The following is a 25,214-nucleotide window of genomic DNA, read 5'->3' as shown; positions in this document are numbered from 1 at the left end:
TATTGTCAGGAGTGAGTAACTATGGTTGAACGAATAGCAAATAAAGATAAAGTAATTGCCGCAAATGAACGAATAAAGGAAAGAGAATTTTGGTTAGAAAACTTATCAGGGGAACTGGCTGACTGCCATTTCCCTTATGATTACCGGACATCAAACAAACAGGTGAATTTATCAAATGTTAACATAAAACTAAAAGAGGAATTGTCCGAGAAGATTTTAAAGTTAGCAAATGGATCAGATCTTCAGTTGCACATGATTCTTACTGCTGGACTTACCTTGCTGTTAAATAAATATACTAGATTGCAAGATATATGCATTGGTACACCTGTTTTAAAACAAGACAGTGATACTAACCTTATTAATACTTTGTTAGTTTTAAGACATGGTCTTGAGGAACATATGACATTTAGACAAATTCTCCAGCATGTTAGTACAGTAATGGTTAATGCTTTAGAACATCAAAATTTCCCATTGGAAAGTTTACAACCGGTTTTGAGTAACTACCTTCCAGAGGGGCGTAATTATCCGTTCCGTACTGCAATTTTGCTAGAGGAAATTCAAGATTTAAATTATTTAAGTGAGAGCAATGCTGAGATTATATTCTCTTTCCGTCAAGTAAATGGGTGTATAGAAGTTGATATGTATTTTAATGAGCATCTATACAAAACATCTACTGTTATGCGATTTGGTCATCATTTTATAGACTTGTTAGAGCAAGGTTTACTACAACCGAATACACCGCATATAGAGTTAGATTGGGTTAGTGATAATGATGTAAGAGAGTTAATTACATTTAATCAAACTGAGTTAGATTACCCGCATCATTTAACGGTGATACAGTTATTTGAAGAACAAGTCATGCATAATCCAAATAAGCTTGCTGTTTCTGATGACAAAAGAGAAATAACATACGATCAATTAAAAGAAAAGGTAGATCTGGTTGCCAGTTCTCTACATAAAAAAGGAATTGGAAAAGGACACATTGTTGGCCTTATGATGGATCGATCAATTGATGCAGTAATTGCATTGCTAGGTATTTTAAAAAGTGGGGCTGCTTATTTACCTATTAACATATATTTGCCGTATAAAAGGATAGAGGCAATGCTAAAAGAATGTAAATCTCCACTTTGTATAGTAAAACCAGAAGTTATTAGTGAAGATTTTACAAGGGAAATCCAGGATTGTAGTATGGTAAGTTTTAATGAACTACTTGAAACAGAATTGGTTAGTTTCCCTTCAGTAAGTACACCTTACGATTTGGCATATGTTATTTTTACCTCTGGAACAACAGGTAATCCTAAAGGAATTATGGTTGAAAATCGTAGTGTTGTAAATTTAATATTCGGGTTAAAAAATGAAATATATGATAAATATAGTTCCTCTATGCGAATCGGGTTAGTTTCACCTTTTGAGTTTGACGCTTCAGTACAAAACATGTTTGGTGCGCTTTTATTAGGAAATAGTTTATTTATAGTACCAGAGGAAGCAAGAACTGATGGGCAGAAGCTAATGAATTTTTATCAAGAAAAGCAAATAAATATTGCTGATGGAACGCCGATGCATCTTCGATTATTAACTAATTTTATAGATGAAGAGGTAGAATATTCATTTAAACATTTTATTATTGCTGGAGAGGAATTACCACCGATATTAGCACGGAAGTTCCTTGGTTTATTTAATGAAAACTGCCGACCAAATTTAACAAATGCTTATGGACCTACAGAGACAACTGTAGATTCTACATGTTATCATGTTCAGCACGCTGAGTTAGAATTTATGAATCAATTACCAATAGGACGACCTCTAGCCAATCAAAAAGTTTATATTATGGGTGATAATCAACAATTACAACCCGTTGGAATTCCTGGAGAGTTGTGTATTTCAGGAGAAGGGCTAGCAAGGGGGTATTTAAATCAACCTAAGTTAACTATGGACAAATTTGTTCCTATACAAATCACCAAAACAGGTTCTTCTATTATAGATGACAAGGTATATCGTACTGGAGACTTGGCTCGCTGGTTACCAGATGGAAATCTTGAATATTTAGGCCGTATGGATGATCAAGTCAAAATTCGTGGATTACGAATTGAATTAGGAGAAATAGAAAAGCAACTATTACGATATCCTGAAATTGGTGAAGCTATTGTAATTACACGTAAAAAAGAGGGAGAAGATGCTCCGGTTTTATGTGCATATGTTGTTATGAATTCTTCAGCTAAAGTAGAAGAGGTACGCCAATTCCTTAGAGAGTATTTACCTTTTTATATGATTCCTGCATACATCATCCCAATTGAGCAGTTTCCAATCTCATCAAACGGTAAAATAGATCGGAAAGCTCTTCCAGATCCAGTTTGGGAGCAATCCACAGCTTTATTTATTGAACCACGTAATGAAATTGAACAAATGCTCTCTGAGATATGGAAAGTAGTACTTGGAATAGAGAAAATAGGTGTGAATGATAACTTTTTTGAATTAGGAGGTAATTCATTACAAATTACTTCTGTTGTTTCACACATATATATACGTTTAGGTGTAGATGTACCTATACGTGAAATGTTTCAAAGGCCTACAATTATGCTATTAGCGGAGTATATAGAGAAATATGAAGGGAAGAAAAATTATTCTCAAATTGAGATCGTACCTGATAGAGAATTTTATCAAGCTTCTTCTTCACAAAAAAGATTATATATATTAAACCGTTTTGCTGGAATAGGAACTGCCTACAATATACCAGGTGCAATGTTAATAGAAGGTGAGTTTGATTTTATAAAGGCAGAACAATGTGTCAAAGAATTAGTGGAACGTCATGAATCATTAAGAACTTCATTCCAATTTATTAAAGGTGAACCAGTTCAATTTATTCATGATAGTTTAGATATTAGAATTGAACATTTATATAAATCTGATAGATCAACAATTGAAGAGTTAATACAGGAATTTGTTCGTCCTTTTCAGTTAGATAGGGCTCCACTTATGCGCGTCGGTTTAATGAAATTAGAATTCAATCAATACCTGTTACTTTTTGATCTTCATCACATAATAGCAGATGGAGTATCTTTAGCGAAGTTAGAAAAAGAGTTTATAGATTTATATTCAGGCAAAGCCTTAGAGCCTATTAAAATACAATACAAAGATTATGCCAATTGGCAAACCAATCGTTTACATGATGAAGGGCTGAAAGAAATTGAAGAGTATTGGGTAGATAAGTTTAAAGGTGAGTTACCAATTCTTATGTTCCCAACCGATAAGCCACGTGGGCTAAATCAAACTTTTGAAGGTGATAGATTAGTATTCCATCTAACACCTGAACTTTCTAATAAATTAAAATCCTTTGCGGATGAAAGAGAAGCTACTTTATATATGGTACTTCTTTCGTCACTAAATATAGTATTGCATGTGTATACGCAACAGGAAGATATTATAGTAGGTTCTCCAATTGCAGGAAGAATTCATCATGACCTTGAGCCTATCATAGGTATGTTTGTAAATACTCTACCTATGAGAAATCATCCTAAAGCGGAAAAGACGATAATTCAATTCTTAAATGAAGTAAAAGAAAATGCGCTAGAAGCATTTCAATATCAAGAATACCCATTTGATGAGTTAGTAAATAAGTTAGACATGGCTTATCATACTAATCGAAATCCTGTATTTGATGTCATGTTAGTAATGCAGAATATCGGAAGAACATCAGAAAAAATAAAAGATATTACATTTAAATCATACGAAATTAAGCATCAAGCTTCAAAGGTAGATATGAGTATAGAAGTATTTCCGGAAGAAGAGGGTCTGCGATTAGAATTGGAATACGCGACAGGACTATATTATCCACAAACTATAGAGCGGTTTATGATGCATTTTATAAATACGCTAGAGTGGATGGTAGCTAATCCTGAAGCGAAAATTGAAGAGGTTAATGTTTTAAGTAAAAGTGAATCCACAAGGATGTTAAATGAACTTAATAATACAAAATTAGATTTTACTCAGGGTAAATTAGTTCATCAATTTTTTGAGGATCAGGTTGAAAATAAACCAGAAGAAATCGCAGTTATTTCAAATGATATACCGTACAGTTATTCGTATATCAATAATCGAGCAAACCAGCTTGCTCGTATTCTTAGACAAAAAGGTGTAGATCAGGAAACTAAAATTGGTATCGTTGTGGAAAGATCCGTAGAAATGATTATAGCTATATTTGCTGCGCTAAAATCTGGAGCTGCATATGTACCAATTGATCCTGAATATCCAAAGCGTCGAATGGAACATATTTTAGAGGATTGTAATCCTCAATTTGTACTTACAGAATCTAAATACGTAGGTGAAATTCCATTTGTAGGAGAGATTATTGATTTAAAGCAAGAAAATTTGTACGTTGGTGATACAAGCAACCTGGAGGTTACTGGAAAACCAAATAACTTAGCTTATATTTTATACACCTCCGGTTCTACAGGTAGACCAAAAGGAGTCATGATTGAACATTGTAGTATTGTGAATTTCTTATTTTCAATGTCTCATTTATATCCTATGGATGAATCAGATACGTATTTACTGAAGACACCTTATATATTTGATGTATCTGTTCTAGAGTTGTTTGGGTGGACCATAGTAGGTAGTAAATTAGTAATAATGGACAATGGGGAACATCGAAACCCAAGAGCAATTTTAAGAACTATAGATAAATATGATGTGAAATTATTAAATTTTGTACCGTCTATGTTTAGAGCTTTCGTAAATACACTTAATAATGAAAATTGCCAGGTTTTAAATAAAGTGAAGTATATATTACTTGCGGGTGAAGCTTTGACACATGAGGTGGTTAATAAGTTTAAAAAGCATCGACTATCGACTCAAATAGAAAATATGTATGGTCCTACTGAGGCGACAGTTATCGCAAGTACGTTTTCACTTCAAGAAAGTGAAAACTATAATACTATTCCTATTGGAAAGCCTATTCCGAATGTAAGGCTTTATATACTTAATCAAAAACAGAGACTTCAGCCTATTGGCGCGGTAGGAGAGCTGTATATTGCGGGAGAAGGGCTTGCAAGAGGATATGTAAATCAAATGAGATTAACTGAAGAAAAGTTTTTACCAGACCCATTTGTAAAAGGGGAGAAAATGTACAGGACAGGAGATCTTTCACGCTGGTTACCTGATGGGAATATAGAATTCCTCGGTAGAAATGATGAACAATTAAAAATTAGAGGATATCGAATTGAGCCAGGGGAAATTTTAGATGCTTTATCTTCACATCATGCAATTAAAGAAGCAGTGATAGTAGACATTCAAGATGAAGATGGGCAGAAAAAACTTGTAGCTTATTTCCTAGCAAAATCACTTGTATCCATTTCTGATTTGAAATTGCATCTTGCGAAATTAGTTCCGAGTTATATGATACCTACTTTCTTTGTTGAAGTTGAAAGCATACCATTAACACCAAGTGGAAAGGTTGATCGACATTCCTTACCTTCACCTAGATCTTTACCTAAGAATGAGGAGGAGAGTATGATGTCTCCTAGTAATGAGTTAGAATCTCTTTTGGTTGAAATATGGAAAAGTATATTGAAGATTGAAGCTGTCGGTGTAGAGGATGATTTCTTTGACTTAGGAGGAAATTCTCTACTAGCTATTGAGCTTGATCTTGCTTTAGAAAACGAGAATCTTAATACGGACGACTTAGTCGCATATACAAAACGCAATATTAAACAACTAGCTGCTTATATAGCAGAAAAGAAAAATAATTAGTATTACTTCATATTGTAAACACGACTTTTAAGAGTTTAAATTTACACTTGCTATACTGTGGGATTAAAGGAGCTTTCCCTCTTAGCTTTCTAGAATGTTAGTGTTTATTCTGGTGACTATGAGTTAGGGAATTCTCCTCCCTATTATAGAATGATTAAAATAAAAAAGTGATTCGAGAAATAAGATTCTTTATATGAAATGCGTTAATAATAATGGATAGCTTTTTAAAGAAGATATACATATCTCTGTCAACTTAGTATAGAGAAATAACCAAATTACAATAGTTTTTCCTGTTGGTAAAAATATAGAGGTGAGTAAATGGGAAATTATACTTCTTCAATCTTATATGATGTAGAGCCTTGTAAAAGTTCTGAACAGAATTGTATTGATGATGTAATTGCTACGTTAGCTAATTGGTTTAAGCGTAAACATTATTTAATGTACGCTAGATTATGGGATTTTGGTTTTTCTTCTGTCGATAATGGAAATCTAGGGGATGGTTTATATACAGAGTCTGGTTATTTTGTAAGTGATTTAGAAAAATATCATGGTATAAAAAGTACTATATTTGATACAGATTCATCCGATGAAGGATTTGAAATTATATTAGAACAATTATACTCTGGATTTCCTGTGGTGGTAACCATGAATGCATACTGGCTTCCTTGGGATGAGAATTATCTAAAAAATCATATTGTTCATTCATTTGTTATTGTAGGATATGAGCCGGAAGAAGACTGTTTAATTATTACCGATCCATATTTTATGGTTAAAAATGCACAACTTTCAACAGAACTTTTTCATAAGGGTTATCAAAAAGTAAGTACTTTAAAAGTTACTGAAGATGAAATCACAGACATACAATCGATTACAACCGATTTGTCAAATTGGATAAAACATATAAAAGATGAAAAACATATTTTTTCACAAATGCACCTTTTTGCCACGAAACTAATAAGTAGGTTTGATTTAAATAAAGAGACAGATGGATATTTAGACTTTAATGATGTTCCGTTATTCTCACATTTAGGTCAAGTTGTAGATGGCCGAGTGAAGTTTTCAAAAATGCTTTCGTTTCTTGGTGAGCGTTATCACTCGGACTTCCAAACTATCGCTGAATCTATGAAGACAGCAGCTGCCAATTGGGGAGTAATTCGTGGATCATTGATAAAAATGCACTTAACAAAATCAGTAACTAAAGAAGGAATAGTAAACATTTCAGATAAAATTCACCATGCTGCAGAATACGAGCAAAATTTAGCTGAACAAATAATGATATTTCTTTTTTCTGTTATAGAAGGTAATACAAAGAATGTAATTATAGATTCTTCTCCATCGATGGAGACTACTAATTATGTAAAACCACTCGATGATATGGAGAGAAAGCTAGTTGATATATGGAAAGAAGTTATAGGTAATCCTTGTATTGGTGTGGAAGATAATTTTTTCGCACTTGGTGGTCATTCCCTTCATGCTACTGTAATCAACGCTAAAATATGGAAAGAATTTAACGTGCAATTATCATTGGCAAATCTTTTTGAGTATCCAACAATAAGCACTTTAAGTCATTTTATTAAAAATTCAAAAGAAAATAGGTTGCAAGATATAGAAATAGTACCGGAATCTGAGGTATACCCGGTTTCATCGACTCAAAAAAGAATGATGTTATTACAAGAGATGGATGGGGCACAGATGACATACAATGTACCAAGTTGTTTTATTCTTAAAGGAACGGTGGACCGGAAAAGGATAGAATTAGTCTTTGAAAAGCTTATTAAACGCCATGAAATACTCAGAACACAGTTTGAGTGGCAGGGAGATCAGTTAGTACAGAGAGTATTAGAACAGGTAACATTTGAGCTAGAAATGATAAAGGGAGAGTATAAAGAATGGTTGCAACCATTTAATCTTTCTAAGGTTCCGTTAATGCGGGCTGGACTAAAGGAGTTAAAAGATAATAGTTATTTACTTGTAATTGACCTTCATCACATCATAACAGATGGCGTGTCTTTAAGTATCTTTATGCATGATTTTAAGGCCCTATATGCTGGGGAAACATTGCCGGAAAATCGTTTGCAATATAAAGATTATGCTGTGTGGGAACAAAAATTATTATCTTCTAAAGAATTTGATATCCATGAGAAATACTGGGAAGAATTATTCTCAGGGGATATACCAGTTCTTGAATTACCATATGATCGAGGTCGACCACCTGTAAAGAGTTTTGAGGGTGAACAATATAATTTCCAAGTAAACAAGGAAATTACTCGAAAAATAAAAAAAATAGCACTAGAAACTGATACGACACCTTTTATGTTACTTATGGCTACCTTCACTATTTTTCTGTACAAGCATGGGGAACAAAAGGATGTCATTATAGGATCACCAGTTGCAGGTAGGCCGCATGCTGATCTGTTACCTCTTATGGGGCTGTTTGTAAATACAATTGCATTACGTTATCAAATAAATCCAGATCAATCTTTTATTAATCACTTGAAAAAAGTGAAAAACGATACGTTAGAAGCTTTCGAACATCAGGTGTATCCATTTGATCAGTTAGTGGAAAAATTAGATCTTTCTAGAGACTTAAGCCGAAGTGCTTTATTTGATGTCATGTTTGTATTACAAAATTCTGATGAAAAACATACAGTTGTGGATGGATTAGAAATTAGCACGGAAACAAACACAGATACACTAACAAGTAAGTTTGATTTAACTCTTATTGCTGAAGAAAATAAAGATATATTTGAATTCACTTTTGAATATGCTACATCTTTATTTGATAAATCAACAATAGTAGAATTTGGACGGCGATTTAACCTTCTATTAGAAGAAATAACAACTCATCCTAATGTTAGTCTAAAAGATATTCAAATGTTAACAAGTGAGGAAAAAGAACTTGTTTTATCTGCGACTCAGGAGAAAGAAAAAATAAAAATAGAGACTGATTTTAATTGGGATATAGGTTAATTGATTTCCCAGGTCTCAGAAGGAGTAATTACATGGATAATCATGAAAAAATACGTCAATACATTAAAAAAAATCTTATTATTTTTAATGCAGAGGAAACTATTGTTGCTAATGATGACAACATATTTGAAAAAGGTTATGTAAATTCGCTCTTTGCTATGCAAATGTTAAATTTCATAGAAACGGAGTTTGATATAGTAGTAGATAATGATGAACTTGATATTATTAACTTTTCTACTATTAATAATATGGTTGATCTAATTAACAAAAAGAAGAATGGGAATTTCACAGTATGAGTAATGCAGAAGAGATTCTGGGAGTAGTTGATGAGTTTGCGGAAAAGAAGCTTCGGCCTCGAGCAAGTGAGTTTGAAAGTAATGAAGAGCTTCCCTATGATGTGATACAAGAAATCTCAAGTTATGGTGTATTGGGTGCAACGATACCAAAAGAATATGGTGGGCTTTCTCTTGATTCTTTAGATTATGGTCGTCTTACTGAAATCATTGGTAAAGCTTGTAATTCGGTTCGTGAATTACTTACAGTTCATGTATCTTTAGTAGGGGAGTCAATTAAAAGGTGGGGGACTGAAGAGCAAAAGAGAAAATGGTTACCTGAGATGGCAAAGGGGAACCTATTATTTTCATTTGCCCTAACTGAGCCAGAGGTTGGTTCTGATGCAAAAGCTGTTGGAACTTCCTATAAACAAGTTAATGATCATTTTATTCTTAATGGGCACAAAAAATGGATTTCTTTTGCTGACATTGCGGATTGTTTTTTAGTTTTTGCGTCTAGTGAGGGAAAAGTTAGCGCTTTTATTGTTGAACGGTCAATGAAGGGTGTTTCTACAAATAAAATGAGTAAACTGTTAGCAAGTAATTCCTCGCATATAGCTGAGATTCATTTGCAAGATGTAAAGGTACCAGCTGAAAATTTGTTAGGACCAATTGGGGGTGGATGGAGTTATGTAGTTAACACAGCTCTTGATCATGGTAGATATAGTATTGCCTGGGCGGGAGTAGCCATTGCTCAAGAAGCACTAGAAGCAATGGTAGCTTATTCAAGAAGAAGAAAACAAGGAAATAGATATATATGTGAATATGAAGCAATTCAAACAATTTTAGCAGAAGCAAGTGTAAATATAAAAGCAGCTCGTTCGTTATGCCAAGAGGCTGGGAAAAAGCGTCAGGATAGACATACTGATGCTGTAATTGAAACAACCATTGCAAAATATTTTGCCTCAAAGATGGCTATGAAGGTAGCCACAGACGCTGTCCAAGTGTTTGGTGGAAACGGGTTTTCAAGAGAATATCCTGTTGAGCGTTTATTTAGGGAAGCAAAGGTTTTAGAAATTATTGAAGGTACCTCGCAGGTACTTCAGCCAATTATTGCGCAGCATGCACTTCACACTTGTTCTCAAAAGGGAGGACTTTTAAGAATATGATTTATGAATTGGTAAAAGAAAAGGATGAATTCAAACAAATATCACCACTTCTCGTTGATTATAAGAACCATCCAATACTTAATGGTATAGCTCATGGTTACAATAAGGGACATATTTATGTGGATAATCCTAATAACCCTAGATGTGCACTTGTATGGGCAGAACAAGAAATTTTTTATTTATTAGGTGATCCTACAAGTAATTTTGTTTCAAGTCTACCAACTTTTATTAAAGAAGTAATTGCACCTGAGGCTCAGCAGATAGGGGATGACTTTTTTCAGGTTGAATTATTACCCGAATCAAAATGGAAACAGGTTGTCGAGGAACAATTGCAAATGTTTATTCCTAAACCTTACACTCGAGTAACATTTACTTTTGATCAGGAGTCTTATAATAAGTTATCTAAACCTAATATGCCTGATGAGGTAACGGTGGAACGTATTACAATCGACATGTTATCAGATAAAAAGTTCGCAATGGTACGGGATGATATTGTTGATTTTTGGGAGTCAACTCAGGATTTCATTCGAAATGGATTTGGTTATGTAGTAATGGTACATGAACAAGTTGTAACTAGTTGCTTATCGGTTTTTGCGACAGATACTGATGTGGAAATTGGAATTAACACTTATGATTTATTCCAGCGAGGTAAAGGGTATGCTTGGTTGGCTGCAAGAGCATTCTTGGATCACTGTTTAAAACAAGGAAGAACACCACATTGGAAGACAGAGGATTTTCGTATTCCATCTATTAAACTAGCGGGAAAAGTTGGATTCACAAATCTTCAAACCTATACAGCTTATGTGTTTCCTTATAACGAATTAGATAATTTCGTTTTTACCGCATACCATCAACTAAGATACTATTCAGATTTTAATAAAGCTAGTGAGTTTGTACAAAAAGCTCGGACTGTAGGAGATTTAAATGCATGGCATCACTTTTTACTTTCATGTGGTTATTCATTAATTGATAGAATCGATCTTTCGTTAAAGCATATGAATCTTGCACTGGATTTAGGATGGAATGATGTATCAGATATTCGCTATGTAGTTGATTTAGTGAATTTAAGAAAAACTGAAGAGGGACGAGCTTTATTAGATAGAGTTGAAGATAGCTTAAGATGAAAAAAAGGGAGATAAAAAGATGAATATTGTATTTATGTTTCCTGGCGTAGGATCCCATTATTCTGGAATGGGTAAGTACCTTTATGAAAACTTCCCTGTAGCACGTGAGATATTTGAAGAAGCAAGTGACACTCTAAAAATAGACATGGCTTCCCTTTGTATGGAGAAGATATACAAAGCTGACCTTGAAAAGTTACAAAATTCACAAACTGCTTTAGTAACAACTAGCATGGCAGCTTTTCGAGTTTTTGAACAGGAAATAGGCAATAAACCAGAGGCAATGATTGGATATTCTTTGGGAGAATATACAGCTCTATGTGCTTCTGGAGCAATTGCATTTTCAGATACCTTAAAATTAGTACAAGAACGTAGTACGATTTTGAGTAGCTATGCATTGACTATAGATGGAACTATGGCATGGGTTAACAATCTTGCTCCAGAAATTGTTGAAGGTATTTGTTCAGAATTGTTAACCAAGGGACAGGAAGTATATATATCGGCTTATGACACTCCAAATAAAACATCAATTTCTGGTACAAACTCTGCGGTTCAGTTAGCTTGTGAAATGGTAGTAGGGCATGGGGGAATTGCAATCCCCCTTAAATTAAGTGGGCCATTTCATTCTCCTATGATGCAACCTGCTGCTGAAAAATATAAGAGTGTACTAGAAAATATAGATATGAAACAGCCATTAGTACCTGTCATAGCGAATCATGATAGTTCAATGTATAAAGGTGTAGAAAATATAAGAGAAAACCTTTACTTACAATTAATAAAGCCTGTGAAATGGTTGGACATGATTCACTATCTAATGAATCAAGGGTCTATTAAAGCTATTGAAATGGGACCAAAGGAAGTCTTGAAGTATCTTCTGCAAGCTATTAACCCTGCTATATCGACATTTAATTATGAAAGGGAGAAAGATATCCTAAATACAAAAAATTCTTTTACATTACAAGAATCTGATTATGAAGAAGTTATATCAGGGTGTTTAACTGTAGTTGTAAGTACAAAAAATTATAATACAGATTTAAGTGATTATCAGAAAAAGGTAGTACTCCCATTTCAAAAGGTCCAAAGTCAATTGGAAGAAAAAATTAATTCGGGGTATTCAGTGGAGAAAAGTGATGTAGAAGAAGCAATCCAAATGATGAAAACAGCACTTACTGAAAAACAGATTAAAGAGAGAGAACAAAAACGTTACCTGAAAAGAGTTCTTCAATGTAAAAGTTTTTAGATATAAATTATAAATATATTAAGGGAGCGATGATGGATAAATGTTCAAGAAAATTGGTATTGTAGGTGCTGGAACAATGGGGATCGGCATGGCAGTAGATTTAGTGCTGCATGGTCTAGAAACGGTATTAATTGATGTTACAGAAGAGCAGTTAGAAATAGCGGAAGAGAAAATATTAGAGACAGTTCGCTTTGCTCCTCTAATTAATAAAGCATTTCCTAGAATGCATAAGGAAGAAGTACTTTCGTTAATAAGTAGCTCTACTAATCTTGATGAAGTGGCTGAATGTGATTATATAGTAGAAAATGTTCCAGAAAACTGGCAAATTAAAGAGCCGATCTATAGAAGATTAGATGAGATATGTAAAAAGGATACAATTTTTGGAGTCAATACGTCTTGTATCTCAATAACAAAAGTAGGAGGAGTAACAAAGCGTCCAGATAAAATAATAGGAATGCATTTTATGAATCCGGTATATATGAAACCATCTATAGAAGTTATTAGAGGGTATTTAACTTCAGATGAAACGGTCGAAAAAGCTCAATCTTTCCTCAAACAATTAGATAAAGATGCAATTGTGGTTAATGATCAGACTGGGTTTGTTTCTAACCGTATCTCCCACTTATTCATGAATGAATCGGCTTGGGTTGTAATGGATGGTGTAGCAACGCCTAAACAGGTAGATGATATATTTAAAAAATGCTTTGGACATACAATGGGTCCATTAGAAACAGCAGATTTAATTGGGTTAGATACAGTATTACATTCTTTGAATGTACTTTATGAGGAATATCAAGATCCAAAGTTTAGATGTTGTCCATTACTTAAAAAGATGGTGGATGCAGGTGAATGTGGTAGAAAGAGTGGTAAAGGTTTTTACGCTTATTAAAATTAAAAAATACAAATAGGGGTGTATAAAATGCAAGATAAAAATTTAGAACAAATTATTCATATGTATATTCAAGATCATGTAGGTATTGAATTTAATGATGATACTGAGATTTTTGAAGAAGGATTAGTTAATTCTTTATTTGCAATCCAATTGATGACTTTTCTTGAAAAAGAATTTGCCATAAAGGTAACTATGGATGACTTAGATATGGATAACTATAAATCTGTAAATTCTATTGGTAATTTTATAAGAAATAAGCAAATGGTTCGGTAATGGACATGAAACAATACTTAGAGCCATCTCAATATAAAATGTATCAGAATTTTTTGGATTTTGTTTATGAAAATATAGAACCTTACGCTAATAGTTGGGAGATTGAACAGGGCATTCCATCAGACATAATAAAGACTTGTGCTAAAAATGGTTATTTAGGTGGAACAATTCCAGCAGAGTATGGTGGATTAGAATGGGATTATGTAACGTATGGGTTATTTACTGAAGCAATAGCAAGAGGTAGTGTCTCTCTTTCGGGATTATTTAATGTCCATACGATGGTAACAGAAACGATTTTAAAATGGGGAACAGAAAATCAAAAAAATCAGTGGTTACCATTACTTGCATCTGGTAATCAAATAGCTGCATTAGCCCTTACTGAACCTGGAGCAGGATCAGATTTAAATATGATTAAAACGAACTTCGATCAACACGGGGATAAATTAATACTTAATGGAGTGAAGAAGTGGATCACTTTTGGTGCAGCTGCTGATGTGTTTTTGGTATTTGGAAAACTAAATGGTGAACAACCAGTTGCCTGTTTAGTACCAAAAGATAGTGCGGGTGTAAATGTTACTCATATAAGAGATATGCTTGGATTTAAAGCTGCATATTTGGCAGAAATTGAATTCAATAATGTAGGAATACCTTTAGAAAATATCATTGGTAGACCAGGATTTGCTTTTACTTACCTTGCACCGTATGCTTTAGAATTTGGGCGTATTTCAATTGCCTTTGCTGCTCTTGGTGTATTACGTACTTGTTTAGAAATCTGTGGGAATCATGTATTACATAGAAGTGCATTTGGTAACTCTCTAATTGATCATGGCATGATTTCACATATGGTTACGGATATGGGAGTAGATTTAGAAGCTTCTATACTCCTTAGTTTAGAAGCTTGTAAGGCCAAAAATGAACATCGAGCTGATGCTACTGAAAAGATTATGATTGCAAAATATTTTGCATCGCGCTCAGGTACAAGGCATTCTACGAATGCTGTACAGATTATGGGAGCACTTGGTTGTAATGATAATTATTCAATATCAAGGTGTTTTAGAGATTCTAAAACAATGGAGATCGTTGAGGGGAGTAATCAGATTCATCAGCTATTACTTGGTAAGGGATTTGCTAAAAAAGCAAAACGCGCCATTGAAAAAATACCTGTAACTAAAGGAGTGATACAACCCGGATGAGTACATGTATACAGAAGCTGTTTGAAGAACAAGTAGTCCGTACGCCAGATGAGGTTGCTGTTATTTTTAAAAAGGAAACATTAACCTATAAGGAATTAAATGAAAAAAGTAACCAATTGGCTCGTCTTTTACGTGAAGGTGGAGTTGGACCAGATACAGTTGTAGGTATTATGGTAGAGCGATCTATCGAAATGGTTGTCGGAATTTTCGGGATATTAAAAGCGGGCGGAGCATATCTGCCGCTTTCCCCGAATCATCCATCATCACGATTACAATTCATTATAGAAGATAGCGGTGCTAAATTAATACTGACGCAAAAGCAAATCCTACATCGTTTTCAAGATAGTTTGAAAGCTGATATGTTGGCTTTAGATTCGATTTCCTATGAAGGAAAGAGTGAAAATCTAGAGTGTATTAACAAACCCTCTGATCTTGTGTATGTAATATACACTTCCGGTTCAACCGGGAAACCTAAGGGTGTTATGATTGAGCATTTAGCCTTAATAAATCGAATTGAGTGGATGCAAGAGGCTTATCCAATTAGTTCAAAGGATACTATATTACAAAAGACCCCTTATACATTTGATGTATCCGTATGGGAGATGTTCTGGTGGGCCATAGTTGGAGCCAGAGTATGTATTCTTGCGCCAGGGATGGAGAAGTTTCCACAGGCCATTATTGAGACAACTGAAAGTAATGACGTGACAATTATGCATTTTGTACCATCTATGTTAAGTGCATTTTTACATTATCTTGATGTGACAGGTGAAACTAACCGAATAAAATCGTTGAAACAAGTATTTGTTAGTGGTGAGGCATTACTGTCTCAACATGTAAACCGTTTTAACAAGCTACTAAATTTCTCTAATGGTACACTTCTCACTAATCTGTACGGACCTACTGAAGCAACCATTGATGTGACTGCTTATGATTGTCCGACACATGAGATTACAGAAGGGAGCGTTCCAATAGGGCGACCAATTAGGAATATTGAGATGTTTGTTGTTGATAAATATGGTAATAAACTTCCGGAAGGCCATATAGGAGAATTATGTATCTCAGGTATAGGATTAGCACGTGGATATGTAAATAGGCCGCAATTAACGGCAGAAAAGTTTGTACAATATTCCCTTGATACCCGTATATATAAAACTGGTGACTTAGCTTTAATAAGATCGGATGGGAATATTGAGTTTCATGGAAGAATTGATTTTCAAGTTAAAGTTAATGGGCTTCGTATTGAGTTAGGGGAAATAGAATCGTGTTTAATGTCTTGTGAAGGAGTTTTACAATGTGCGGTAATTGTAAGACAAGAATCAGAGATGGTAGTTAAGTTAATAGCTTTCTATGAGTCAGAAAATGATATTGAGTTAGAAAGGTTAAAAAAATATCTTCGCTTATTTTTACCAGATTATATGATACCTAACCGTTTTGTACGTGTAAATGAAATGCCATTAACGGATAGCGGAAAGATAGATAGAAAAGCACTTGCCTTATTAGGTTCCGATAAATATTCACACCATACCACACTTGTAGGAGGTTCTGTTAATGAGGAAAGCAGTAAAGATTCATAAAGAAGATATTGAAGATGTAATCGCCCTTACACCAGTGCAGGAAGGTATTCTTTATCATTATTTGAAAGAACCCGAAGGAAAGCTATATCATGAAGAACTTCGACTTTGCTTAACTGGAAAAATTAATATTCCAAAGTTTGAAGAGGCGTGGAATTATGTAACGCGGGAAAATGAAATGCTGCGTACAATTTTTCGATGGGAAAAAGTTAAACAACCTGTACAACTTATACTAAAAGAGCATACTCCGAACATTATTTATAGTGATGGCAAAGTATCTAATGATACAGAAAGCTTTGATTTACAAACAGTTCCCTTTTCTATCGAACTGTGCCATTTGAACGAAGGCGAATATGAAATGGTTTTACGTCATCATCATATTTTGTTTGATGGTTGGAGTAATAGTATTATTTTACAAGAGTTTATTAAGGTATATCGAGAGTTAATAAAGGGAGATGTACCATCATCTATAAATAAAAAGAAATTTAAAGAATATATACTATGGCAACAAAAACAAGATAAATCAAAACAAAAGCTTTTTTGGGAACAATATTTAAATGAATTAACTGAACAAATAAATTTATCCAATAAAAATTCTAATCAACTAAAAAAAGCAAAAACATATGTAAAAGAGATAGATAAAGAGCAAAGTGATAGATTTCGAAGTTTTGCAAGTAATCAAGGTGTAACATTGGCTACATTATTCTATACAGCCTGGGGTCTATTATTACAAAGGTACAAAAATTCAGAGGACGTAATATTCGGTACAACAGTATCCGGGCGTTCAATTCCAATGCACGGTCTGAGTGAAATGGTAGGTTTATTTATAAATACACCACCACTTCGTGTAAGTGCTGATGGGAGAATGACTGTTTCAGATCTTTTACAAAGAATTCAAAGTGATGTCCAAAGAAGAACTGAATATGAAACGACTCCAATTGTTGATTTAAACGTGTCATTTGACACTATTATGGTAGTTGAGAATTATCCTCTTGATATAGAACAGCTGAAAGAAATTGATGAAAGTGTAAGAATTTCAGGTTATGAAGTAAATGAAATGACCAACTATGATTTAACCGTCTCAATAGAGTGTTTCGATTCTATTAAACTTGCAATGATGTGGCCTGAAGATCTATTTGATGAATCCATTATTACCAGTATAACTAACCATTTTATACAACTATTAGATTCAATGCTTTTAGATGAAGGACAACCAATACAAACTCTTAAGATGTTAGATGAGGCAGAAGAAAAGTTTTTGCTTCAAGGTGGTCAAAATCAAAGTGCTACATTCCCACACACAACACTTCATCAATTAATTGAGATGCAAGCTGAAAAGCATCCTGAGAGAGTGGCACTTACATTTGAGAATAGTGAGATGACTTATGGAGAATTGAATGAGCGTGCGGATAAAGTGGCATTTGCTCTTCTAAAAGAAGGTGTAACTTTAGATTCTCCAGTAGCTGTAATGTTGGATTACTCATTTAATATGATTATCTCTCTACTTGGTATTTTAAAAGCAGGTGGGGCTTATGTTCCAATCGATCCTGATTATCCGCAGGAACGAATTGATTTTATTCTTCAAGATAGTGGTTCAAATGTAATAATAACCTCAAATTTATTTGAGGATAAAGTTAAATTTGATAGCACAATACTTTTTATTGAAGAACTTAATAAGACACCGATGCAAGATTTCGAGAGAGTAGATGTTGCTCCAAATAATTTAGCATATGTCATTTATACTTCTGGAACAACAGGACGTCCTAAAGGGGTTATGATTGAACATCGTAATGTAATACAACTTGTCATGCATCAACCAAATAGTTTTAAATTCTCTAGTAATGATGTGTGGTTACTATTTCATTCTTTCTGTTTTGATATGTCAGTTTGGGAGATATTTGGATCACTTACTTATGGTGGACGTCTTGTCCTTGCAACAAAAGAAACAATCCGTGATACGTATAAACTTGCTCAGTTGATTGCAGATGAGGGAGTAACGGTATTGAATCAAACTCCATCTGCATTCTATGTTTTTCAACAAGTAGTTGAAGAGATGCCTAAACTTGCTTTTAAAATTAGGTTAATTACATTTGGAGGAGAAATGTTGAAGCCAGGTTTACTGCAAAGTTGGTTTAAGCGTTCACCTAATACGGTCATAGTAAATATGTATGGAATAACTGAGACGACAGTACATGTTACTTATAAGGAAATTGGAGAAAAAGAAATGCACAGTAATCTTAGTGCTATAGGCGTGCCTCTTCCTACGTATTCGTGCTATGTATTTGACAAACATATGAATCCTACACCTAAGGGAATGCAAGGGGAACTTTATGTTGGAGGACATGGAGTTGCGCGGGGATATCTAAAGCGTCCTGAACTAAACAGTGAACGTTTTATACAGAATCCTTATAATCCAAGTGAAAGATTATATAGATCAGGAGATTTAGTTCGTATTCTTGAAAATGGTGAGATGGAGTATATAGGTCGTAGTGATCATCAAGTGAAGATACGTGGTTATCGAATCGAAACAGGAGAAATAGAACATCATTTACAACAGCATGCGGATGTGAAGGAAGCGGTAGTTTTATCTATTGCTTTTGGAGAGGAGCAAGAACTGTGTGCTTATATACTAACTGATCAAGATATATCTCAAAATGAATTACGTTATTATCTTACTGACAAAATACCTTCGTATATGATACCTATGTATTTTGTGCTTTTAAGTGAAATGCCATTAACTACGAATGGAAAAGTTAATCGTCGTGCTTTACCTAAGCCTACTAAGTTAGTACAACCAAATGATTTGCTAGATGAGCTTGAAACAACAGTAGCTGATGTTTGGAAGGAAGTTTTGGGGTTAGAAAAAGTAGGATTGTATGATAATTTCTTTGATGTTGGAGGGAACTCCTTAAAAATGGTTCGATTGTTCTCTCGTTTACGAAGCAAGTTTGAAAAAGAACTTACAATGCCTATGTTATTCCGATACCCAACGGTTCATGATCAAGCTTCCTACTTTAGAAGTGATAATGATATGGACCGCCAACCTGAAGAAGTTAAGAAAGAAAATCTTTTATCTATGAATAAAAATGATGTAGCAGTGGTTGGTATGGCGGTTCGTATGCCAGGCGCTTCTAATCTTAAGCAATTCTGGTCAAATTTAGAACAAGGGATAGAATCCATTCGAACATTTACAGATGAAGAGCTTAGTGAGATGGGCATACCAAAAGAAGTGATTCAAAAGCCTAATTATATAAAATCTAAAGGGTATTTAGAAGATGTAGATGCATTTGATAATGAATTTTTTGATTACAGTCTAAAAGAAGCTGAAATGATGGATCCACAACTGCGTATACTTCATGAATGCGCATGGGAAGCACTAGAACAAGCAGGTGAGGTTAATTCTTCTCATATGAATACAGGAGTTTATGTTGGAGGATCACCAAATTTCCACTGGCTTCGTTCTATTGCTAGTGAATCTTCTAATACATTAGATGATTTCCAAGCAATGTTGTTAAACGAAAAAGATTTCTTTGCTACTCGATTGGCTTATAAATTAAATCTAAAAGGACCAGCGATTACAGTACAAACTGCTTGTTCTACCTCCTTAGTTGCTATTCAAAACGCATGGGCAGATCTTATCGATGGACGATGCGACATAGCCTTGGCCGGGGGAGTAAGTATAACTTATCCAACAAAAACAGGATATTTATATGAAGATGGTATGATTTTCTCACCAGATGGTCATTGTCGAGCTTTTGATAAGGATGCTCAAGGAACAGTGGGTGGAAATGGTGCTGGCATTGTAGTACTGAAAAGGTTAGAGGACGCTCTTCGAGATGGGAATTTAATATATGGAGTTATTAAAGGAGCTGCAGTAAACAATGATGGGTCCAATAAGGCTGGATTTACAGCGCCAGGGGTTGATGGACAAGCTGCTGTTATAAAATCGGCTCATGAAATAGCTGGTGTTAAGCCTGAAGAAATCTCATATATAGAAACTCATGGTACTGGTACGCAACTAGGTGATCCTATAGAAGTAGAAGCATTGAAGTTAGCTTTTGGTAAGCAAGAACCAGGTAGAGTTTTAATTGGATCAGTGAAGACGAACATTGGACATTTAGATGCTGCAGCAGGAGTTGGAGGATTTATAAAGACGGTCTTAGCTTTGAAAAACAAGAAAATTCCGCCGAGCCTTCATTATAATAACCCAAACCCTAGCATTGATTTTGGAAAAAATCCGTTTCGTGTAAATACGGAACTTATCCCATGGAAAGAAGAAGTAAGAAGAGCGGGTGTTAGTTCGTTTGGGATGGGTGGAACTAATGCACATATAGTGTTAGAGTCTGTTCCTGACAATGCTAAGAATTTTGAAAAACAATCTTGGAACTTATTAACTGTTTCAGCAAAAACAGAGGAATCCTTAGATAAAGCTACTAACGATCTATTATTGCATTTGAAGGAGAATCCAGAGATATCACCATCTGAGACAGCTTATACATTACAAAAAGGTCGTCGTGAATTTCCATACAGAACTGCTGTAGTTGCTAATGGAATAGAGGATGCCATAGAAAAACTTGGTGATACGGGACTAGAGAAAACAAACGCAATGGAGAGTAGACCTTTAGCCTTTCTTTTTTCAGGTCAAGGATCACAGTATATCAATATGGGTAGAGATTTATATGAAAATGAACCTGTATTTCGTGAACACGTTGATCAAGGTTTAGCCTTACTCTCAAATTGGTTAGATATAGACATGAAAAATATTTTGTATCCTACAAAGGAGACAGAGGATAAAGCAACTGAACAGTTAAATAGAACTTCAATGACGCAACCTCTACTATTCACTATTGAATATGCATTAGCCAAGCTTCTAATGAATTGGGGAGTTTATCCAAGGGTCATGTTTGGCCATAGTATTGGTGAGTTTGTAGCAGCTTGTTTAGCAGAAGTAATGTCTTATGAAGATGCATTACATTTAGTAATGATTAGAGGGAAGTTAATGAATAGCGTACCAGAAGGCGCTATGCTAAGTGTAAATTTATCTGTTGAAGAATTAAAAACCTATATAACAGATGATGTAGATATAGCAGCTGTAAATTCCTCTCAACATTCAGTAATTTCTGGTACTGTACTTTCAATCAATAAGATTGAGGAATTACTTTTAAATAATGGAGTAAAGACAACGCGTCTATTTACTTCGCATGCTTTCCATTCTCGAATGATGGATGAAGTTCTAGATGCATTTGAGCAAGCTGTAGGAAATATAAAACTATCAAGTCCTAAAATACCTTATATATCTAATGTTACAGGTGAAATGATTACAGCAAATCAAGCCACATCACCTTCTTATTGGGCACAGCATCTACGAAGTACTGTTCAATTTTCAAAGGGATTATCTGAAATTTTTCATTTGAAAAATGTAATTTGCCTTGAGATTGGCCCAGGTAATGCATTATCAACTTTTGTATTAAAACATTTAAATAGAAGTAAAGATCAATTGGCTTTAAACATGTTACGTCATCCTCTGGATAAATCAAATGACTTCGAGCATTTATGCAAGCAAATGGGACGGTTATGGATGCAAGGTGGAACTATAAATTGGAATACTTTTAATAACAGTGAGAATAAAAGGTTATTAGATTTACCAACGTATCCTTTCATGAAAAAACGATTTAAAGCTGATCCATTTTTTAATACTCAATCTCAGAGTTTAACTCAGGAAACAAGAGGCCATAATAAACAGGCTAATATTAAAGACTGGTTTTATTTGCCTTCTTGGGAACGCAAAACATTAAAATCTATACAAATAAAGAAAGAACAAAAATATAAATGGCTTATTTTCAATGATCATCTAAATCGATTCAATCGACTGATAGAAAAATTAAAAAGAGAAGGTCATGATGTAATTGAAGTTAAAACAGGTGGTATTTTCTCTGAAAAATCCGACGGTTTATATACGATATGTCCATCTCAAAAAATGCATTATGAAATGCTATTTTCAGAATTAGAACAAAAAGATTTATTACCAAATAAGATTATACATGCTTGGAGCTTTAATCCAGTTAATGAGGTTATTCTCGATCAAGAGAGAATTGAACGATCAATGGATGAAGGATATTATTCGTTACTTTATATTGCACAAGCAATTGGGAAAATTAATTATGAGGGAGCATTACAGTTAAACATTTTTACTGACCGTATGTTTGAAGTTACAGGTACAGAGCTGAACTTAAAGCCAGAGCAAGCTACAATTCTAGGCTTTTCAAAAATATGCAATCTTGAGTTTCAAAATATAAAATGTCGTACCATTGATATGGATACAGATTCTCAACAAATGTTTGAAGAAGCGGGTTTAATGGAGAGTTTTGTGGATTCTACTGATATAGTTGTAGCTTATCGAGGACGTCATCGATGGGCGCAAACGATTATTCAAAGTCCTTTTGAGGAAGAAGATGTAGAAATTGATAGATTACGAGAGGGTGGCGTTTATTTAATTACTGGTGGACTTGGTGGAATTGGATTTGAAATTGCAAAAGATTTAGCTAATAGAGTACCAAATGTCAAACTTATATTGATTGGCCGCTCAGAGTTCCCACCTCGTAATCAATGGGAACAGTACTTAGAAAATAAAGACGAGCGTGTAAGCCGAGTTATTTCTGATTTGTTGACAATGGAGTCTCAAGGTGCAGAATACATGATCCTAAGTTCTGATGTTTCCAATCAAGATGATATGAAACAGGCAATTGATAAGGCTAAATCTCGTTTTGGTTCTATTAATGGCGTAATTCATGCAGCAGGTGTCGCTGATTATCTAGGTATTATGATGAATCGTGAAAAAGAGTCTAATAATAAAATTTTAGCTCCGAAAATTAAAGGTACACTAGTACTCGATGCTTTATTAAAAGATGAACCAATTGATTTCTTCGTATTATGTTCATCAATTGGTAATGTGGCGTATCATATGAAATTTGGTCAGAGTGGTTATAATGCAGCGAATGAATTTTTAGATGCATTTGCGTTTTATAAGCGGGCTCATGATGGAGTGTTCACTGTAGCTATTAATTGGCCAGATTGGCAAGAGGTGGGTATGTCACTTAAGTCGGCTGAAATATGGGCAAAGCAATTTAATATGGATATGGAAAGTGTATTACATGATGGTGTAACTGTAGAAGAGGGTTTAAAAGTATTCCGTAGTATCATCAATAGAAATCAACAACAAGTCGTGGTTTCTCCAATAGATTTACATTGGAAACTTTTAAATGGTGCCAACTATTATAATGAACTATTGGAAAAAGGAAGTAAGAATAGATTAAAGCAGAATCGTTCAGATGTTTCCACAACGTATAGACCACCAACTAATGAAATTGAACAACAATTATACGAATTATTAAAAGATATGTTTGGAATCGAAGAAATAGGAATTTACGATAATTTCTTCGATCTAGGAATGAGTTCTTTAGATCTTGTTCGTATTAATGTGAAATTAAAAGAGGCCTTTAAACGAGACTTACCTATAGTTGTTCTTTATGAGCATACGTCAATTAAATCTCTTGCTAAATATTTAAGTAATCAAGAAGTAAATAACAATTTAACAAATAAAAAAGAGTTATTGAAAGCGAAATCGGTTATGAAAAATACATTATCTGCTTTAAAAAGTAGAAAGTAGTAAAGGAAGGGGAACAACATGATTAATAAAGAAGTAGTTCCGTCAAAAGTTGAGTTTTGCTGGGGATTACCTGTTATTCCAACACCACAAACAAAAGAACTTCTAGAGGAATATGTTAATCAAGCTAAAAGAGCTGAGAAGAATAACTTTGACTCGGTATTGGTTTCCATTGCACCAACATCTGTTGATCCAATGATAGCAGCGTCTATGATTGGAATGAATACGGAGTTTGTAAAGATTTTGGTTGCGCAAAATACAAACCAGATGCTTCCTACCGTAACAGCAAAAGCATTGAATACTTTAAATAGTTTAATTGGTAATCGTGCAGATATTAACATTGTAACTGGAAGTGCCTCGCTTGTCCTTGCGCGTGATGGTTTACCAGAACCGCACCATGTTCGATATGCTAGGACAAAAGAATATATTGAGCTGTTACAACAATTAAGACGAGGAGTAACTAGCTATAAAGGTGAGTTTTATCAAGTAGAAAATAGTGATATTTATCCAAAGGAAGATCTCTCTCGAAGTGCCCGCTACTTTGTAGCGGGGTCCTCCGAGGAGGCAATGAGAGTAGCTGCAGAGTATGGTGATGCTTATATACTTTATGCAACAGACCGCAAAAGTCTTAGAGAACACTATCAAACAGTTAATAATTACGCTAAGCAATATGGGCGCGAGAAAATTCCAGGTGCTATTTTAGTAGACATCATTGCTCGTGAGACTTCGGAAGAAGCATATAAAGAAGCATATGAATTACTTGAGAGAACACCAGCAGCCTTAAAGCGGATGACTAAGCTATTTTTAGATAATGCAGATTCTGTTGGACTTCGCCGATACAAAGATTTAATTACAAAAGATAGTATGTGGATAGATGATCATCTTTGGGGAGGTCTAAGTTTAGTTAACCCATCTAATTCAATTTCTATTGTTGGTAGCTATGAGGAAGTTATCTCGACGTTAACTGATTTTTGGGAAATAGGGGCAAATTATTTTCTTATTACTTCTCAGATTAGTGAGCATGAAATTGAACGTATTGGTCAAAATGTTGTGCAACCATTTAAAAAGAAAATTGAAAAGTTAATCCAAGTTAACTAAAAGAGGG

General features: G+C 34.3%; 12 protein-coding genes. All 12 read left to right on the top strand.

The genetic code is table 11. The features are described from left to right. Nucleotides 1-21 precede the first annotated feature (21 nt). On the top strand, nt 22-5,745 hold the full coding sequence (locus EBQ15_RS19215; RefSeq protein ID WP_002001163.1) for a non-ribosomal peptide synthetase: 5,724 nt from the start codon (nt 22-24) through the stop codon (nt 5,743-5,745). 318 nt (nt 5,746-6,063) lie between these two features. After that, the gene (locus EBQ15_RS19210) at nt 6,064-8,715 is read left to right on the top strand and encodes a condensation domain-containing protein (RefSeq protein ID WP_002001164.1); all 2,652 of its coding nucleotides are present in this window, start codon (nt 6,064-6,066) and stop codon (nt 8,713-8,715) included. A 32-nt stretch (nt 8,716-8,747) separates the two neighbouring features. Continuing rightward, nucleotides 8,748-9,011: an acyl carrier protein gene (locus EBQ15_RS19205; protein ID WP_000368639.1), complete on the top strand. Its 264-nt coding sequence runs from the start codon at nt 8,748-8,750 to the stop codon at nt 9,009-9,011. After that, nucleotides 9,008-10,156, top strand: a complete 1,149-nt coding sequence (locus EBQ15_RS19200) for an acyl-CoA dehydrogenase family protein (RefSeq protein WP_000063353.1) — start codon at nt 9,008-9,010, stop codon at nt 10,154-10,156. The genes EBQ15_RS19205 and EBQ15_RS19200 overlap by 4 nt, the downstream gene beginning before the upstream one ends. Continuing rightward, the gene (locus EBQ15_RS19195) at nt 10,153-11,280 is read left to right on the top strand and encodes a GNAT family N-acetyltransferase (protein ID WP_000638856.1); all 1,128 of its coding nucleotides are present in this window, start codon (nt 10,153-10,155) and stop codon (nt 11,278-11,280) included. Before EBQ15_RS19200 ends, EBQ15_RS19195 begins: the two co-directional genes overlap by 4 nt. 19 nt (nt 11,281-11,299) lie before the next feature. Further along, nucleotides 11,300-12,517, top strand: a complete 1,218-nt coding sequence (locus EBQ15_RS19190; RefSeq protein WP_001028179.1) for an ACP S-malonyltransferase — start codon at nt 11,300-11,302, stop codon at nt 12,515-12,517. Between the two features lie 40 nt (nt 12,518-12,557). Continuing rightward, nucleotides 12,558-13,406: a 3-hydroxyacyl-CoA dehydrogenase family protein gene (locus EBQ15_RS19185; RefSeq protein WP_000473347.1), complete on the top strand. Its 849-nt coding sequence runs from the start codon at nt 12,558-12,560 to the stop codon at nt 13,404-13,406. 30 nt (nt 13,407-13,436) lie between these two features. Next, a complete protein-coding gene (locus EBQ15_RS19180) occupies nt 13,437-13,682 on the top strand; it encodes an acyl carrier protein (RefSeq protein ID WP_001152970.1) in 246 nt (81 codons plus the stop codon). Beyond that, nucleotides 13,682-14,875 carry an acyl-CoA dehydrogenase family protein gene (locus EBQ15_RS19175; RefSeq protein WP_000367335.1) on the top strand — a complete coding sequence of 398 codons (1,194 nt, stop codon included), beginning with the start codon at nt 13,682-13,684 and terminating at the stop codon, nt 14,873-14,875. Before EBQ15_RS19180 ends, EBQ15_RS19175 begins: the two co-directional genes overlap by 1 nt. After that, complete coding sequence (gene zmaJ / locus EBQ15_RS19170; protein ID WP_033683428.1) at nt 14,872-16,449, top strand: zwittermicin A synthase ZmaJ; 1,578 nt, start codon at nt 14,872-14,874, stop codon at nt 16,447-16,449. The genes EBQ15_RS19175 and zmaJ overlap by 4 nt, the downstream gene beginning before the upstream one ends. Then, entirely contained in the window at nt 16,424-24,112 is a 7,689-nt protein-coding gene (locus tag EBQ15_RS19165) for a hybrid non-ribosomal peptide synthetase/type I polyketide synthase (protein WP_001224104.1), read from the top strand. Before zmaJ ends, EBQ15_RS19165 begins: the two co-directional genes overlap by 26 nt. An 18-nt stretch (nt 24,113-24,130) precedes the next feature. Next, nucleotides 24,131-25,207 (top strand): LLM class flavin-dependent oxidoreductase, encoded by a 1,077-nt coding sequence (locus tag EBQ15_RS19160; RefSeq protein WP_000608549.1) that lies wholly within the window; start codon nt 24,131-24,133, stop codon nt 25,205-25,207. Nucleotides 25,208-25,214 lie beyond the last annotated feature (7 nt).

It is taken from the genome of Bacillus sp. 2D03 (assembly GCF_003946765.1).
In the GTDB taxonomy this organism is placed as follows: Bacteria; Bacillota; Bacilli; order Bacillales; family Bacillaceae_G; genus Bacillus_A; species Bacillus_A cereus.
Note: the sequence above shows the minus strand (reverse complement) of the source record. Positions and strands in the feature narration are given on the sequence as shown.

What these genes read in the sequence shown, in the direction of transcription:
- EBQ15_RS19215 (WP_002001163.1), top strand. Translation starts at nt 22, where the DNA reads ATGGTTGAACGAATAGCAAATAAAGATAAAGTAATTGCCGCAAATGAA.
- EBQ15_RS19210 (WP_002001164.1), top strand. Translation starts at nt 6,064, where the DNA reads ATGGGAAATTATACTTCTTCAATCTTATATGATGTAGAGCCTTGTAAA.
- EBQ15_RS19205 (WP_000368639.1), top strand. Translation starts at nt 8,748, where the DNA reads ATGGATAATCATGAAAAAATACGTCAATACATTAAAAAAAATCTTATT.
- EBQ15_RS19200 (WP_000063353.1), top strand. Translation starts at nt 9,008, where the DNA reads ATGAGTAATGCAGAAGAGATTCTGGGAGTAGTTGATGAGTTTGCGGAA.
- EBQ15_RS19195 (WP_000638856.1), top strand. Translation starts at nt 10,153, where the DNA reads ATGATTTATGAATTGGTAAAAGAAAAGGATGAATTCAAACAAATATCA.
- EBQ15_RS19190 (WP_001028179.1), top strand. Translation starts at nt 11,300, where the DNA reads ATGAATATTGTATTTATGTTTCCTGGCGTAGGATCCCATTATTCTGGA.
- EBQ15_RS19185 (WP_000473347.1), top strand. Translation starts at nt 12,558, where the DNA reads ATGTTCAAGAAAATTGGTATTGTAGGTGCTGGAACAATGGGGATCGGC.
- EBQ15_RS19180 (WP_001152970.1), top strand. Translation starts at nt 13,437, where the DNA reads ATGCAAGATAAAAATTTAGAACAAATTATTCATATGTATATTCAAGAT.
- EBQ15_RS19175 (WP_000367335.1), top strand. Translation starts at nt 13,682, where the DNA reads ATGGACATGAAACAATACTTAGAGCCATCTCAATATAAAATGTATCAG.
- zmaJ (WP_033683428.1), top strand. Translation starts at nt 14,872, where the DNA reads ATGAGTACATGTATACAGAAGCTGTTTGAAGAACAAGTAGTCCGTACG.
- EBQ15_RS19165 (WP_001224104.1), top strand. Translation starts at nt 16,424, where the DNA reads ATGAGGAAAGCAGTAAAGATTCATAAAGAAGATATTGAAGATGTAATC.
- EBQ15_RS19160 (WP_000608549.1), top strand. Translation starts at nt 24,131, where the DNA reads ATGATTAATAAAGAAGTAGTTCCGTCAAAAGTTGAGTTTTGCTGGGGA.